This is a genomic window from Vibrio crassostreae (genome assembly GCF_041439375.1).
Classification (GTDB): Bacteria; Pseudomonadota; Gammaproteobacteria; order Enterobacterales; family Vibrionaceae; genus Vibrio; species Vibrio crassostreae_D.
The window spans coordinates 1-15,996 of sequence record NZ_JBGONY010000084.1 but is presented as its reverse complement, the minus strand read 5'-3'; the positions used below and the strand labels follow the sequence as shown (position 1 = coordinate 15,996).

At 45.3% G+C, this 15,996-nt stretch carries 14 protein-coding genes and 1 tRNA gene; 14 read left to right on the top strand and 1 reads right to left on the bottom strand.

From position 1 onward, the window contains the following. Window positions 1–215: 215 nt before the first annotated feature. From ftsB to rpoS, 8 genes are all read left to right on the top strand, one after another. On the top strand, window positions 216–497 hold the full coding sequence (gene ftsB, locus ACED45_RS22355; RefSeq protein WP_010435786.1) for a cell division protein FtsB: 282 nt from the start codon (window positions 216–218) through the stop codon (window positions 495–497). Further along, window positions 497–1,198 carry a 2-C-methyl-D-erythritol 4-phosphate cytidylyltransferase gene (gene ispD, locus ACED45_RS22350; RefSeq protein WP_371715044.1) on the top strand — a complete coding sequence of 234 codons (702 nt, stop codon included), beginning with the start codon at window positions 497–499 and terminating at the stop codon, window positions 1,196–1,198. The genes ftsB and ispD overlap by 1 nt, the downstream gene beginning before the upstream one ends. Window positions 1,199–1,200: 2 nt before the next feature. Next, window positions 1,201–1,680 carry a 2-C-methyl-D-erythritol 2,4-cyclodiphosphate synthase gene (ispF, locus tag ACED45_RS22345; protein WP_004739053.1) on the top strand — a complete coding sequence of 160 codons (480 nt, stop codon included), beginning with the start codon at window positions 1,201–1,203 and terminating at the stop codon, window positions 1,678–1,680. A 22-nt stretch (window positions 1,681–1,702) separates the two neighbouring features. Then, window positions 1,703–2,749, top strand: coding sequence for a tRNA pseudouridine(13) synthase TruD (gene truD / locus ACED45_RS22340; RefSeq protein ID WP_371715043.1), 1,047 nt, complete (start codon window positions 1,703–1,705; stop codon window positions 2,747–2,749). A 77-nt stretch (window positions 2,750–2,826) separates the two neighbouring features. Then, window positions 2,827–3,570, top strand: coding sequence for a 5'/3'-nucleotidase SurE (gene surE / locus ACED45_RS22335; protein ID WP_123924168.1), 744 nt, complete (start codon window positions 2,827–2,829; stop codon window positions 3,568–3,570). After that, on the top strand, window positions 3,571–4,197 hold the full coding sequence (locus tag ACED45_RS22330; protein WP_017633213.1) for a protein-L-isoaspartate(D-aspartate) O-methyltransferase: 627 nt from the start codon (window positions 3,571–3,573) through the stop codon (window positions 4,195–4,197). Between the two features lie 35 nt (window positions 4,198–4,232). Continuing rightward, window positions 4,233–5,147 (top strand): murein hydrolase activator NlpD, encoded by a 915-nt coding sequence (gene nlpD, locus ACED45_RS22325; RefSeq protein WP_371715042.1) that lies wholly within the window; start codon window positions 4,233–4,235, stop codon window positions 5,145–5,147. A 98-nt stretch (window positions 5,148–5,245) separates the two neighbouring features. Next, entirely contained in the window at window positions 5,246–6,226 is a 981-nt protein-coding gene (gene rpoS / locus ACED45_RS22320; RefSeq protein WP_017059027.1) for an RNA polymerase sigma factor RpoS, read from the top strand. Between the two features lie 133 nt (window positions 6,227–6,359). Here the strand turns inward: rpoS and mutS are convergent, their stop codons facing one another. Next, window positions 6,360–8,921 (bottom strand): DNA mismatch repair protein MutS, encoded by a 2,562-nt coding sequence (mutS, locus tag ACED45_RS22315; protein WP_371715041.1) that lies wholly within the window; start codon window positions 8,919–8,921, stop codon window positions 6,360–6,362. Between the two features lie 124 nt (window positions 8,922–9,045). Here mutS and pncC point away from each other — a divergent pair, with 124 nt between their 5' ends. The 6 genes from pncC (at window position 9,046) to ACED45_RS22285 (ending at window position 15,893) form a co-directional block, all read left to right on the top strand. Beyond that, complete coding sequence (pncC, locus tag ACED45_RS22310) at window positions 9,046–9,540, top strand: nicotinamide-nucleotide amidase (RefSeq protein WP_048659431.1); 495 nt, start codon at window positions 9,046–9,048, stop codon at window positions 9,538–9,540. A 139-nt stretch (window positions 9,541–9,679) separates the two neighbouring features. After that, window positions 9,680–10,720, top strand: a complete 1,041-nt coding sequence (recA, locus tag ACED45_RS22305) for a recombinase RecA (RefSeq protein ID WP_017056586.1) — start codon at window positions 9,680–9,682, stop codon at window positions 10,718–10,720. Between the two features lie 331 nt (window positions 10,721–11,051). Then, window positions 11,052–13,634, top strand: coding sequence for an alanine--tRNA ligase (alaS, locus tag ACED45_RS22300; protein WP_048615632.1), 2,583 nt, complete (start codon window positions 11,052–11,054; stop codon window positions 13,632–13,634). 220 nt (window positions 13,635–13,854) lie between these two features. Next, a complete protein-coding gene (locus ACED45_RS22295; protein WP_080967413.1) occupies window positions 13,855–15,036 on the top strand; it encodes an aspartate kinase in 1,182 nt (393 codons plus the stop codon). Between the two features lie 92 nt (window positions 15,037–15,128). After that, on the top strand, window positions 15,129–15,326 hold the full coding sequence (csrA, locus tag ACED45_RS22290) for a carbon storage regulator CsrA (protein ID WP_004415691.1): 198 nt from the start codon (window positions 15,129–15,131) through the stop codon (window positions 15,324–15,326). A gap of 474 nt (window positions 15,327–15,800) precedes the next feature. Next, window positions 15,801–15,893: transfer RNA gene (locus ACED45_RS22285), tRNA-Ser, on the top strand. The last annotated feature ends 103 nt before the right edge of the window (window positions 15,894–15,996 follow it).

Below are 15,996 nucleotides of genomic sequence, written 5' to 3'. Positions count from 1 at the left end.
CTTGGCGCATTGCGACGCCGTTTAGAAGGGTGGGTCCATTTCATTATTCCCTAGACTGACGAAGGAAGGTATAGGGAATCTCATTGTGGATTTCGAATAACAATAATTCCCCGACTTATTGATTCCCTGACACCACATATCTCGCACCAATAAGCTCATTATGGTATATATGTGCCTTATTCTAGTTCCTTCTTTTTCAACCGGCGAAAGGTGTTATGCGAATTTTTGCTTTAGTACTGCTCATAGTGTTTGGCTGGCTACAACACACACTGTGGCTCGGTAAAAATGGTATTTCTGATTACTACGGTGTGAACAACGAAATCCAAGTTCAACAGCAAGTGAATGAAAAGCTGCATATTCGAAATGCAGAAATGTTTGCTGAAATTGACGATCTACGCCAAGGCTTAGACGCGATAGAAGAACGCGCACGTCATGAGCTTGGAATGGTCAAAGAAGGCGAAACGTTTTATCGCATCATTGGTGAGGAATCCCATTAATGTCGACTCAACTTCAAAGCGTGATTGCTGTTGTACCTGCAGCGGGCGTCGGTAGCCGAATGAAGGCAGACCGCCCTAAGCAATACCTCGAGATTCACGGCAAAACAATTTTAGAGCACACCGTTGAGAAATTACTGTCTCACCCTCAAGTCGCTCAAATTGTCGTTGCGATCAGTGATGATGACCCATACTACCCTGAGCTAGCACTCAACCAGAATCCACAAGTGAGCAGAGTGTCAGGCGGAAGCGAGAGAGCAGACTCTGTACTCTCTGCGCTAAACTATATCGCTGAGCAGCAGCTTAGTGATTGGGTAATGGTTCACGATGCGGCAAGGCCGTGTGTTCAGCTAAGTGATATCGACAAGCTAATTTCCGGCGCGATGAGCCATGATGTCGGGGCTATTTTAGCGGCTCCAGTTCGTGACACGATGAAGCGAGGTGCTCAAGGGCAGATCGAGCATACCGTTGAGCGAGCGGATTTATGGCATGCACTTACGCCGCAAATGTTCAGAGCAAAGCCTCTGTGGAAGGCATTAAGTGAGGCGTTGCAACATGGCGCTTCAATTACTGATGAAGCTTCAGCCTTTGAATGGAAAGGTTTATCGCCGGCTTTAGTGGCTGGGCGCTCAGATAATTTTAAGATTACTCAGCCTGAAGATTTAGCGCTTGCTGAGTTCTATTTAAGTCAGAATAAGGAATAATGATGATTCGTATTGGCCATGGCTTTGATGTACATAAGTTTGGTGGTGAAGGTCCGGTAATTATTGGTGGTGTGAGCATCCCTTACGAACAAGGTCTTATCGCACATTCAGATGGTGACGTTGCCCTTCATGCTTTGTGTGACGCTCTGTTAGGTGCGATCGCAGCGGGCGATATTGGTCGTCATTTCCCTGATACTGATGACGAATGGAAAGGCGCGGATAGCCGTGAACTACTGAAAGATGTTTACCGTCGAGTAAAAGAACAAGGTTACGTGATTGGTAATGCCGATATTACTATCATGGCGCAAGCTCCAAAGATGGCCCCTCATATAGACTCTATGTGCCAAGCTATTGCTCAAGACCTAGAAACCAGCATTAGCAATGTGAATGTAAAAGCGACGACTACTGAGCGTTTAGGTTTTACTGGTCGCAAAGAGGGCATCGCATGTGAAGCGGTGGTCCTAATAACTAAAAGTGCGTAAGCACCAACACGAAAAGAACAGCATGTCAGATATTTTATCTTCATTGGCTTATCTAAACGGTAAACCAACTGCGAAAGCAAAACTAAAAGCAAAAGCCGAACACTTTGTCGTTAATGAAGACTTGGGTTTTGAGTTTACTGGTGAAGGCGAGCACCTAATGGTTCGTATTCGTAAAACTGGTGAAAACACGAGTTTCGTAGCAAACGAGCTGGCTAAAGCTTGCGGTGTTAAGTCGAAAGACGTGAGCTGGGCGGGTTTGAAAGACCGTCACGCTGTGACAGAGCAGTGGTTGAGCGTCCACCTACCGAAAGGTGAGCCTGACTTTTCAGCGTTCTTAGCACAATACCCAAGTATTGAAATCCTAGCGATAGCACGTCATAACAAAAAGTTACGTCCGGGCGATTTACTTGGCAACCAATTTGAGTTGACCTTGTCTGAAGTAACGGATTGTGAAGATGTGGTAAAGCGTTTGGAAAAAGTCGCTCAAGTGGGCGTGCCAAACTACTTTGGTGCTCAGCGTTTTGGTAATGAAGGTAACAACCTATCTGAAGCTCGTCGTTGGGGCCGCGATAACGTTCGTACTCGTAACCAGAATAAACGCAGCTTGTATCTTTCTGCGGCTCGCTCGTGGATTTACAACTTGATCCTTTCAGACCGTATTGAGCAAGATGTGTTTGCATCGGCATTGGTTGGCGATATCGTAGTGAAAGACGGTGCTCAACTAACGGTAACGGCTGAAAACCTTGAAGCTGTAAAGCAAGATATCGCGAATGGTACTGCATTGGTGACTGTGGCTTTGGCCGGAGATAACGCTTTGCCAACAACAGATGAGTCTCAAGCTTTAGAGCAGAAACACCTTGATGCTGAACCGGATTTGATGGCTCTAATTCGTGGTAATCGCATGCGTCATGACCGCCGTGAAGCGTCACTGAAACCTACTGATCTAACGTGGGAAGTGAGTGAAGATAATGTCACTCTGAAGTTCTCTCTTGATGCAGGCTGCTTTGCGACGGCTATCGTTCGTGAATTGGTTGAAGAAGTACACGTAGAGAGAAGCTACGAGCAGTAATGATTCTGCTTGGCACTAAGTGACTTAATATTGGAATTTAAGTCACTTAGCACTGGAATATGAAGAAAGGATACAGAATGAAGATTTTACTCAGCAACGATGATGGTGTGCATGCTCAAGGTATTCATGAGCTAGCAGATGAACTACGTGATCTTGCTGAAGTTATCATTGTGGCACCTGACCGTAATCGTTCAGGCGCTTCAAATTCATTAACTTTAGAACAGCCTTTACGCGTTCAAGAGATTGCTGAAAATACCTATTCGGTACAAGGAACACCGACCGACTGTGTGCATTTTGCGTTAAACGAACTGCTAAAGAATGACATGCCTAATCTGGTATTAACGGGCATTAATCACGGTGCTAACCTTGGTGATGACGTGCTTTATTCAGGTACGGTGGCAGCAGCAATGGAAGGGCACTTTCTAGGCGTTCAATCGGTGGCGTTTTCGTTGGTGGGAAAAAAACATTTTAAGACAGCGGCAGCGATTGCTCGTCGTATTGTCGAACAACATTTAGCAAACCCAATCCCGACCAATCGCTTGTTGAACGTGAACGTTCCTGATTTAGCCTTAGAACAGCTGTCTGGTACTCAGGTGACGCGCCTAGGTGCTCGTCATCACGCTGAAGATATGATCAAGCAAAAAGACCCGCGTGGTCACGATATCTATTGGCTCGGCCCTCCGGGCAAAGAGCAAGATGCCGGTGAAGGTACCGATTTTTACGCGATTGAGCATGGCTTTGTGTCGGTAACACCGTTACAAGTTGATCTAACGGCGCATGAGTCGTTGGGCGCGATGACAGCATGGTTAGGGGAGAAGTAAGTGAGCAATCCACAAGCCGAGCGCTTAGTTACTTTTCTGATTGAAAATGGCATCCGAGATCAAAAGGTTCTTGATGCGATTTACCAGCTGCCGAGAGAGAGTTTTTTATCACAGGCGATGTACCATCAAGCTTATGATAATAATGCTCTGCCGATCGGACAGGGTCAGACAATCTCCCAACCATACATTGTTGCCAAAATGACAGAGCTGCTTGAGTTACAACAAGATAGCCGAGTTTTGGAGATCGGAACGGGTTCAGGCTACCAAACCGCGGTATTGGCTCAGCTTGTTGATCATGTCTATTCGGTTGAAAGAATAAAGTCGCTACAATGGGATGCTAAACGCAGGTTGAAGCAACTCGATTTCTACAATATTTCAACTAAGCACGGTGATGGTTGGCAAGGGTGGTCTTCAAAGGCGCCTTTTGATGCGATTATTGTTACCGCTGCTGCAGAGTCGATTCCTCAAGCGCTTCTGCAACAGCTGAAAGATGGCGGTCGTTTACTGATTCCTGTTGGGGATGATGAACAACAACTGTTGAAGATCGTTCGTCACGGCGATGAATTTTTGTCGAGTGTTATCGAAATGGTGAGATTTGTACCTCTTGTTCCTGGTGAACTAGCTTAATAACAAGACTAATGGTGTAGGTGGATAGAGAGTCGATGCGTTCGAAGTTGTTTAAAGGAAGTACTTTATTGCTTAGCTGTGCCCTTGTTGGGTGTGCAGCGAATTCGCCTGCGCCGGTTTCAAGCCTTAACAAGAATTACTCATCGATTGATCGTGGTAGTTATCGCGGTAGTTACTATGAAGTGAAAAAAGGCGATACGCTTTATTTCATCGCTTATGTGACCAATAAAGACGTCAATGACCTCGTTAGCTACAACAAATTGTCTGCGCCTTATACTATTCACCCAGGGCAGAAGCTTAAGTTGTGGCGTCCTAGTTACAATGCGCCAGCGTATGGTAAGTCAACGGTAGCGGTAGCAGCTGTTGCTGCGCCTGTCGCGGCATCGACAACGTCATCTGTGGTAAGTAAACCGAAAACAACGCCGAAAAAGAGTAAAAACTCTAAACCTGCTCCAACTCAAACTACCACCAAAGTGGCGAAAAAAGATCCACCAAAGAAGGTTGAACAATCCAAATCAAAGGAGTATGTTGGTTCTAAAGGTAAACAGAATGTTACACCGTCCACCAAACCAACAAGTGATAAAGTATCCAAATGGTTATGGCCAACTAAAGGGAGAGTAATCAAGAATTTCTCTGTAGGTGAACAAGGAAATAAAGGCATAGACATAGCAGGACAGCGAGGTCAGCCAATAGTATCTACTGCAGGGGGAACGGTTGTTTATTCGGGTAATGCACTACGAGGCTACGGCAATCTAGTGATTGTGAAGCACAATGATAATTACTTAAGTGCATACGCGCATAACGACCGACTATTAGTATCTGAAGGGCAAAGTGTGAAACCAGGGCAGAAGATTGCAACAATGGGAAGCTCTGGAGCCAGCAGTGTTAGGCTGCACTTTGAGATTCGTTACCAAGGTAAATCCGTTAATCCAAAACGATATTTGCCTTAAATACAATATGAACGATTAACGTATTGTATTGAGTGACATAGTCATTTAGCGACATATGAAGTTGTAATGTCATGCTAATTTCGCCAGGGGGAGGCGTTATGAGTATAAGCAATGCAGTAACCAAAGAAGAGTTCGATCTTGACCAAGCAACCACGGAACCGGAAGCTCTTGGAAAAGCAAAACGAACAGTCACTAAGAAAACCGAAGCGAAAGAAGAAGTTGAAGTTACGTCTAAAAGCTTAGATGCCACTCAACTGTATCTAGGCGAAATCGGTTTCTCACCACTACTAACCGCAGAAGAAGAAGTGCTTTACGCACGTCGAGCTCTACGCGGTGATGAAGCAGCACGTAAACGCATGATCGAAAGTAACCTGCGTTTGGTGGTAAAAATCTCTCGTCGTTATAGCAACCGTGGTTTGGCACTTCTCGATCTAATCGAAGAAGGCAACCTAGGCTTGATTCGCGCCGTAGAGAAATTTGACCCAGAGCGAGGCTTCCGCTTTTCAACTTACGCAACATGGTGGATTCGTCAAACCATTGAACGTGCGTTGATGAATCAGACTCGCACTATCCGTTTGCCAATCCATGTTGTGAAAGAGCTGAACATCTACCTACGTACTGCAAGAGAACTATCACAAAAGCTTGACCACGAACCAACAGCTGAAGAGATCGCTTCTAAGCTAGATAAGCCGGTTGGTGATGTGAGCAAGATGCTTCGTCTAAACGAAAGAGTGAGTTCTGTAGATACGCCAATTGGTGGTGACGGTGAGAAAGCACTGTTGGATATTATTCCAGACATCAACAATTCAGATCCTGAGGTTTCAACTCAAGATAGCGATATCAAGAACTCACTGATCTTCTGGCTTGATGAACTGAATCCTAAGCAGAAAGAGGTACTTGCACGTCGATTTGGACTACTGGGTTATGAACCGTCAACGCTAGAAGAAGTTGGCCGTGAAATCAGCCTGACTCGTGAGCGAGTTCGTCAAATCCAAGTTGAAGGTCTTCGTCGTCTACGTGAGATTTTGATCAAGCAAGGTCTGAACATGGAAAACCTGTTCAACGTTGAAAACGACTAAACGATATTCCACGATATCGAAATAAAAAAACGCTGACCTAATGTCAGCGTTTTTTAGTTTTAGCTTCTGGTTTAATTTTGACTTCAGCTAGAAACCACAGTGCTTGGCTATTTTAACTAGAGTGCTTCTTAAGCTAGAGTAGTTTCTTCAAGCGGTAGAGCTCTTCTAATGCTTGGCGAGGTGTTAGATCATCAGGATCAACATTCGCTAGTGCTTGCTCCACCTCACTCGGTTCAGGGATCAGGCTAAGTTGGTTCGCGATATCAACACCACTTGGCTTTGATGTCGGAGACTCCATACTTAACGCTTCTAACTGAGTCAGCTTCGCACGAGCGTTCTTGATCACGGCTTTTGGTACACCAGCCAACCCTGCAACAGCTAGGCCGTAAGATTTACTTGCCGCACCTTCTTGAACCGCGTGCATAAAGGCAATGCTGTCGCCGTGTTCTACTGCGTCTAAGTGGACGTTGGCCAGTGTTGGAAGTTGGTTCGGCAGTTCAGTTAGCTCAAAGTAGTGCGTTGCAAACAGTGTCATCGCATTGATTTGATTAGCTAACCATTCTGCACTTGCCCAAGCTAATGACAAACCATCGTAAGTACTGGTACCACGACCGATTTCATCCATTAGCACAAGGCTGTTTGGTGTTGCGTTATGCAGGATATTGGCAGTTTCTGTCATCTCAACCATGAAGGTTGAACGGCCAGAAGCCAGATCATCCGATGCGCCAATACGCGTAAAGATACGGTCGATAGAGCCGATGGTCGCGCTTTCAGCAGGAACATAGCAACCGATATGAGCCATCAATGCGATGAGTGCAGTTTGGCGCATGTAAGTCGACTTACCACCCATGTTTGGACCTGTGATGATCAGCATTTTACGCTTATCGTTTAGTTCGATAGGGTTGGCGATGAAAGGTTCGTCCATCACTTGTTCTACTACTGGGTGACGACCTGCTTGGATCTGTACACCCGCTGCTTCTGTCATGGTTGGACGACAGTAATCCAGAGTATCTGCACGTTCAGCTAAGTTCTGTAGTACATCAAGTTGAGATACTGAAGAAGCGATGTTTTGTAGTCGTTCTAGATATGGCAGTAGCAAATCAAACAACTCTTCCCACAACTGCTTCTCGATAGCCAGTGCCTTCGATTTAGAGTTAAGCACTTTGTCTTCGTGTTCTTTCAGCTCAGGAATGATATAGCGCTCAGCGTTCTTTAGCGTTTGGCGACGAACATAATGTGGTGGCACAAGGTGGCTTTGCCCACGGCTCACTTGGATGAAGAAACCGTGTACGTTGTTGTAGCCAACTTTTAGCGTGTCGATGCCATGGCGTTCACGCTCTTCTTGCTCAAGCTTATCCAGAAACTCGGTTGCGCCCGCAGCAAGGTCACGCCATTCATCTAGCTCGGCGTTGTAGCCTTCAGCAATCACACCGCCATCGCGGATAACCACGGGTGGGTTCTCTTTGATTGCACGCTCAAGTAGCTCAGAAACCTCATCCACAGGAGAGGCATACTGAGCAAGTTGAGTCAGGTATGGGTGTTTCAGCTGCGTCAGTGTTTCAGCAAGCTCTGGTAAGTATTCCATCGCTTGGCGAAGTCGTGCCATATCACGAGGGCGAGCAGAGCGAAGTGCCAGTCGAGCGAGAATACGTTCAATATCACCAATCTGCTTTAAGGTTGGCTGTAGCTCTGTGAATAGAGCCAAATCTTTCAGCTCACCAATCGCATCTAGGCGCTGATCGAGTGTAGAGATATTGCGCATTGGTTGATGTAACCAGCGCTTCAGCATACGGCTACCCATAGCTGTCGCAGTATGATCAAGTACTTCGGCAAGGGTGTTATCAGTACCACCACCAAGATTTTGCGTGATCTCTAGATTGCGTCGAGTCGCAGCATCAAGGATCACCGAGTGATCTTGCTTATCCATCGTCAAAGAACGGATATGTGGAAGGGCAGTACGTTGGGTATCTTTCACGTATTGGATCAAACAACCAGCCGCACATAGACCCAGTTTTGCGCTTTCTACGCCAAAGCCAACCAGATCGCGAGTACCAAATTGTTTATTTAATTGCTGCTTAGCGGTATCTAATTCAAATTCCCATACAGGGCGGCGGCGGTTGCCATTACGGCTTGCCATTAGATTTACAGGTTCGAAATCTTCAGGGAACAGTAGCTCACGTGGTGAGGTTCTCTGCAGTTCTGCGGCCATTGCTTCTTCGGTTTCTGGCTCGCAAAGTTGGAATCGACCGGAGGTAATATCCAGTGTCGCGTAACCAAACTTACCGTTGTGATGGTAGATGGCTGCAATCAGGTTATCAATACGCTCAGAAAGCAATGCCTCATCGGTCACGGTGCCGGGTGTCACGATACGTACAACAGCACGTTCAACAGGACCTTTTGAAGTTGCTGGATTACCAATCTGTTCACAAATTGCTACGGATTCACCAAGTTGCACTAACTTTGCAAGGTATCCTTCAACGGCATGGTATGGAACACCCGCCATCGGAATCGGTTCACCATTTGATGAACCGCGTTTAGTCAGTGAAATATCGAGGAGTTGAGAAGCTTTTTTAGCATCATCGTAGAAAAGCTCGTAGAAATCGCCCATGCGGTAGAACAGCAGAATTTCTGGGTTTTCTGCTTTCAGTTTTAGGTACTGCTGCATCATGGGAGTATGTTTTTGATCGGCTTTCACAGTTAACTTCTTTCGTTTATTTCTATTGCGGCTTAGGATACGTGAAAGCGTTTCGTGCGAAAAGCGGCTGATGCGAAAAGATGCGAATCCAAATGATATGACAGTAAATAAAGGGAAGCTGATGATGCAGATGACTCAAGACCTTAGTGAACAGCTTGGACATTTACTTGCTAAACACAAACAAGTGTTAGTGACGGCTGAATCTTGCACTGGCGGAGGTGTCGCGACTGCAGTCACTGACATTGCGGGCAGTTCTGGGTGGTTTGATCGCGCTTTTGTTACTTATAGCAATGAAGCCAAGCAAGAGATGATAGGTGTGCAGCTTAAAACCTTGATTGAGTTCGGCGCTGTGAGTGAGCCTGTCGTCATAGAAATGGCGAGCGGGGCATTGCAACACTCAAACGGGACTATCTCTGTATCGATCAGTGGCATTGCCGGGCCAGGTGGCGCGACCGAAGATAAGCCTGTTGGTACAGTATGCTTCGCGTGGAAAGCGCTAAATGGCTGGGATAAAGTAGAAACGCATGTATTTACAGGCGACAGATCACAAGTACGCCAACAAGCCACGCACCATGCCCTGCAAGTTATTTATGATTACCTATCAATGGAAGGTAAGTAACATTTGTACAAATTATTTTCATACAGGTATAGACACTGTATGAATCAACAGTATAATGAAAGCCAATTAGTCACCCCTATGTGGGTTAGAAATAGATTCTAGATCGCTTGTTGAGACAACCGATTATGTGGAGATAGAGATGGACGAGAATAAACAAAAAGCGTTAGCCGCAGCCCTTGGTCAGATTGAAAAGCAATTTGGTAAAGGTTCTATCATGCGTCTTGGTGATAACCGCACAATGGACGTAGAAACTATTTCTACTGGTTCTCTATCTCTAGATATCGCACTAGGTGCTGGTGGCTTACCGATGGGGCGTATCGTAGAAGTTTACGGTCCAGAATCATCAGGTAAAACAACGCTAACGCTTGAGCTTATTGCTGCAGCTCAGAAAGTAGGCAAGACGTGTGCTTTCGTTGATGCGGAACACGCACTAGACCCTATCTACGCTCAAAAGCTTGGTGTTGATATCGATGCGCTTCTTGTTTCTCAACCAGATACGGGTGAGCAAGCGCTAGAAATCTGTGATGCACTGGCTCGTTCAGGTGCAATCGATGTACTTGTTATTGACTCAGTAGCAGCACTAACACCAAAAGCAGAAATCGAAGGCGAAATGGGCGACAGCCACATGGGTCTTCAGGCTCGTATGCTTTCTCAAGCGATGCGTAAGCTAACTGGTAACCTTAAGCAGTCTAACTGTATGGCTATCTTCATCAACCAAATTCGTATGAAGATTGGTGTGATGTTTGGTAACCCAGAAACAACAACTGGTGGTAACGCTCTTAAGTTCTACGCATCTGTTCGTCTTGATATTCGCCGTACTGGTGCGATTAAAGATGGTGATGAAGTTGTTGGTAACGAAACTCGTATCAAGGTTGTTAAGAACAAGATTGCTGCACCATTCAAACAAGCTGAAACTCAAATCCTTTACGGTAAAGGCTTCAACCGCGAAGGTGAGCTTATCGACTTAGGTGTTAAGAATAAGCTAGTAGAAAAAGCGGGCGCTTGGTACAGCTACAAGGGCGATAAGATCGGCCAAGGTAAAGCTAACGCTGGTAAATACCTACGTGAAAACCCAGAAGTTGCTCTAGAGATCGATACTAAACTTCGTGAGTTACTACTGACTCCTGCTGTTCTTGAAGAGAAAGACGTAGAGAAAGAAGAAGAAAACGAAGAGCTATAAGCTAACGTTTTATAGAGTAGATGTTTGAAAGAAGCATCCGCTTGAAAGAACTTAAAGCCTCGCATATTTTATGCGGGGCTTTTTTATTGGAGCTGTACCGTCGAGCATGTATTTGGTCAACTCTCTTTTGTTGACTGAGTTTCTTCGGTACTAGGTCGTCGATTTACTTCTGCTTTTCCACGGCTAGATATAGTGGAATATTCTTCATTTTATCGAATTCCCACTAAAATCCTGCCCAAGGGTGTCTTTTCTACAAGAAAACTAGTCGAAGCCTTAACCATGATCTACAATACGGCAAAATTCTAACTCGACTATTTTCAGGAAGAGCTGCATGTACATGAGCACTGATGAGGTTCGCAACGCGTTCCTTAAGTTCTTTGAGAGCAAAGAACACCAAATCGTAGACAGTTCATCGTTAGTTCCACATAACGATCCAACCCTGCTATTTACTAACGCAGGTATGAACCAATTCAAAGATTGCTTCTTAGGCGCCGAAAAGCGTGCCTACACTCGAGCAACTACGGCTCAGCGTTGTGTACGTGCGGGTGGTAAACACAATGACCTTGAAAACGTAGGTTTCACGGCTCGTCACCACACGTTCTTCGAAATGCTAGGCAACTTCAGCTTTGGCGACTACTTCAAAGAAGAAGCGATTGGCTTTGCTTGGGAATTCCTGACTGAGACTCTTCAACTGCCAAAAGACCGTCTGCTGGTAACGGTATACGAGACAGATGATGAAGCATTCGATATCTGGAACAAAAAAGTAGGTGTTCCTGCTGACCGTATCGTTCGCATTGGCGACAAAGAAGGCGGTAAACAGTTCGAGTCTGATAACTTCTGGACGATGGGTGACACAGGTCCTTGTGGTCCATGTACTGAAATCTTCTACGATCACGGTGAGCACATCTGGGGCGGCCGTCCTGGTACACCTGAAGAAGATGGTGACCGTTTCATCGAGATCTGGAACAACGTATTCATGCAGTTCAACCGTCACGCTGACGGTACAATGGAACCGCTACCTAAGCCTGCTGTAGATACAGGTATGGGTATTGAGCGTATTTCTGCAATCATGCAGGGCGTTCACTCTAACTACGAAATTGATGTATTTCAAAAGCTAATCAAAGCGACAGCGGAAGTTGTGGGTCATGACGATCTATCTAACCAATCGCTACGCGTTATTGCTGACCACATCCGTTCTTGTTCATTCCTAATCGCTGACGGCGTTATGCCTTCAAACGAAGGTCGTGGCTACGTTCTACGTCGTATTATTCGTCGTGCAGTTCGTCACGGTAACAAGCTTGGCGCACAAGGCGTGTTCTTCCACAAACTTGTGGGTGTACTGGCTGAAGTGATGGGCTCTGCGGCAGATGAACTTAAGAAACAGCAAGAGCTTGTTGAAAAAGTACTTCGCATTGAAGAAGAGAATTTTGGTCGTACTCTAGAGCGCGGCATGGTTATTCTTAATGACGCACTAGACGCACTTGAAGGCAAAGAGCTTGACGGCGAAACAGTTTTCAAACTTTACGACACATACGGCTTCCCAGCTGACCTGACTAACGATGTAGCTCGTGAACGCGACTTTACTATCGATGAAGAAGGCTTTGAGAAGGCGATGGAAGCACAGCGTAAGCGTGCTCGTGAAGCTGGCCAATTCGGCACTGATTACAACGCGACGATCAAAGTAGATACGAACACAGAGTTCTGTGGTTACACAGCAACTGAAGGTGCTGGTGAAATCTCTGCGCTATTTGTGGACGGCGAAGAGGTATCTTCACTATCGGCTGGCGACAAAGCAATCATCATCCTTGAAGAGACACCATTCTACGCTGAGTCAGGCGGTCAATGTGGTGATGCTGGTACACTAAAAACAGCGTCGGGTCTTTTCAAAGTACAAGATACTCAGAAGCTAGGTAACGCATTTGCACACCACGGTGAGCTAGTTGAAGGTGTATTTGCTAAGGGCGATAAAGTAGAAGCAACGGTTGATGCTGAGCGTCGTGCTGCTATCTCACTAAATCACTCTGCAACTCACTTACTTCACTCTGCATTGCGCGAAGTTCTAGGTGAGCACGTTGCTCAGAAAGGTTCTTTAGTTAAGCCAGATAACCTACGTTTTGACTTTTCTAACCTTGAAGCGGTAACACCGGCACAGATTAAAGAAGTAGAGCGTTTGGTTAACGCACAAGTTCGTAAGAACCACGTGATTGAAACCAACATCATGGATATCGAGTCAGCGAAAGAAAAAGGTGCAATGGCACTGTTTGGCGAGAAGTACGATGATGAAGTGCGCGTTCTATCTATGGGCGATTTCTCTACTGAGCTTTGTGGTGGTATCCACGCAAGTAACACGGGTGATATCGGCCTATTCAAGATCACCTCTGAAGGTGGTATTGCTGCGGGTATTCGTCGTATTGAAGCGGTAACGGGTGAAGCTGCTCTAGATGCAGTAGAGGCTCAGGCTAACGCTTACGAAGAGAAGCTTGCTGAATCAGCTAAGAAAGCGAAATCTCTAGAGAAAGAAATCCAACTGCTTAAAGAAAAGATGGCTGCTGCAGAAAGCGCAAACATCATGGGCAAAGTAGAAGACATCTCTGGTACTAAAGTTTTGGTTGCTGCAATTGAAGGCGCAGACAACAAGAACCTACGTACTATGGTTGATAACGCTAAAAACCAAGTAGGTAGCGGCATCATCCTGATCGCAAACGTAGCAGACGGTAAAGTTGGCTTGATTGCTGGTGTAACCAAAGACCTAATCGGCAAAGTAAAAGCGGGTGACCTTGTTAAGATGGTTGCTGAGCAAGTTGGCGGTAAAGGTGGCGGTCGTCCAGATATGGCTCAAGCGGGCGGTACTGACGTTGAAGCACTGCCAGAAGCACTTAAATCTGTGCGTACTTGGCTAGAAGAGCGTCTTTAAGCTTAAGTAATTGATACAAAGATGCCCAATCAGTTGATTGGGCATCTTTTATTTTGCCTATTGGAAGCGTGTTTAAACAAGGTTTGATTGAGATTAACCAAGAAGTCTAATGGTGGCGTTAGACTCCTTGGTTAATTTTTTATTGCTTCGCCCTGACGCGGAGTATGTGTTTTTTTGTCATATATAGACATTGGTCTTGGGAAGGTGAGGACGGGTGAAAATGCCTCTTATCGTGCAGAAATTTGGTGGAACGTCGGTGGGTTCAATTGAACGAATCCATCATGTAGCAGAAAAAATCATTGAAGCGAAAAATGAAGGGAACCAGATTGTGGTTGTCGTTTCTGCTATGTCAGGTGAAACAAATCGGTTGGTTAACTTAGCCACACAAGTTGATAGCGTACCAAACGCTAGAGAACTGGATGTGCTGTTAACGGCTGGCGAGCAAGTTTCCATGGCCTTGTTAGCAATGACGTTACACAAGTTAGGTTATGAAGCGACATCGATGACTGGCTATCAAGCCAAGATACACACGGATTCTAATCATAATAATGCAGCGATTGAGCGTATTGATACTGCCCCGATTCAAGCACTGTTAGATGACAACCAGATTGTCATTGTTGCAGGCTTTCAAGGATTCAATGCGAAAGGCGATATCACAACATTAGGTCGCGGTGGTTCAGATACTACAGCGGTAGCGCTTGCGGGTGCCTTACAGGCGAAAGAATGCCAGATCTATACTGATGTAGATGGTGTTTACTCTTGTGATCCTAGAGTCGTGAAGCAATCTCAAAAATTAGATACTTTAGACTTCCCTTCTATGGAAGAGATGGCACGCCGAGGTGCTAAGGTTTTGCATCTTCCGTGTGTTCAGTATGCATGGCAGCACAACGTGCCATTGCGTGTGCTTTCAAGCTTTGAACAAGGCGAGGGCACATTGATCACGGGTAATCAGTGTTTGAATGATATTGCTGGTATCGCTATTCAAAGAGATATGGTGCGTATCGAGTGTTTGAATGAAGATTTACCGTCTTTCATTTCACATTGCCAACTGTTGGGGATCGAAGTCTGTAGTGTGATCGAGGAAACAGAACGGGCAGCACTCATTATTAAACAAGACATAAGTGCCAAATTAAAACTAGTTTTTGACGAGAAAATCCGTAATAGTGAACAGGTTAGTTTGTTAACTGTGGTAGGAAGCCGAACACAAGAAATTGTGGTCAGTTCACATGGATTGTTGTCTGAAGGCGAAATTGATGTACAGCATCACTTATTGCAGCAGCAGTCTTTAACTTTGGTGATATCACCAACGCAAGTCGATATGGCTGCTAACATATTACACAATGCATACATCGTAGCGCGTGAAACACAGGGTTATCCTAAAAAAGAAGTGCATTTTGGTTAAATAAACTCAATCGATAGTTTACGAAAATATAACTTTTGTTGGATAATGCTCTCGTAGCTAGATAAATTTAGAGATTACTCAAGGAGCAAAGAATGCTAATTTTGACTCGCCGCGTTGGCGAAACACTGATGATTGGTGATGAAGTAACAGTTACTGTACTTGGCGTTAAAGGCAACCAAGTACGTATCGGTGTTAACGCACCTAAAGAAGTATCTGTTCACCGTGAAGAGATCTACATGCGCATTCAAGCTGAAAAAGGTAATGGTAACGTTGCATCTGGCAACTACTAATACTTTTGCGTAGAGAAGAGGCTAGCATTGTTGCTAGCCTTTTTTGATCTTGGGGAATAAAAATACTTATTGGGACATAGATAAGTTGGATAACGGAACGGTCTCAAAGTGGTGAAGTGAATGCTTTGTGATGTTGTGAGATACAGACAAGGTTGAACAGAACTGTTGCTCTCTATTTTGTTTAGCAAAACTCAAGATTTATTAGCTTCCCCTATGGCGAAAATACGCATCCCGTAGTATTGTGCCATCAGCGGTAGCACTTGCTGCTGGATAAATTAGATAATTGTTTTCGGCTGTTTATTATTGCCAATCTTTCACCTTAATTTTTAAGGGAAAAAGCGCGATTTGAATGTTATAAGTTCAATTTGCAAGCGCTTTGATTAAATAGCAAACGGTTGAGTGTTTTTGTCCAATTTTTTTCAATAAAGTGTTTGACATATTTTCGGTAAAACGTAATATGTGCCTCCGCAAGACGGTGAGGTGGCCGAGAGGCCGAAGGCGCTCCCCTGCTAAGGGAGTATGTGGTTTGTAGCTGCATCGAGGGTTCGAATCCCTCCCTCACCGCCATTTCTTGCGAGTCTAAAATTAGCAATTTAGACAATGTAAATGTGCGTCCTTAGCTCAGCTGGATAGAGTACCTGGCTACGAACCAGGCGGTCGGAGGTTCGAA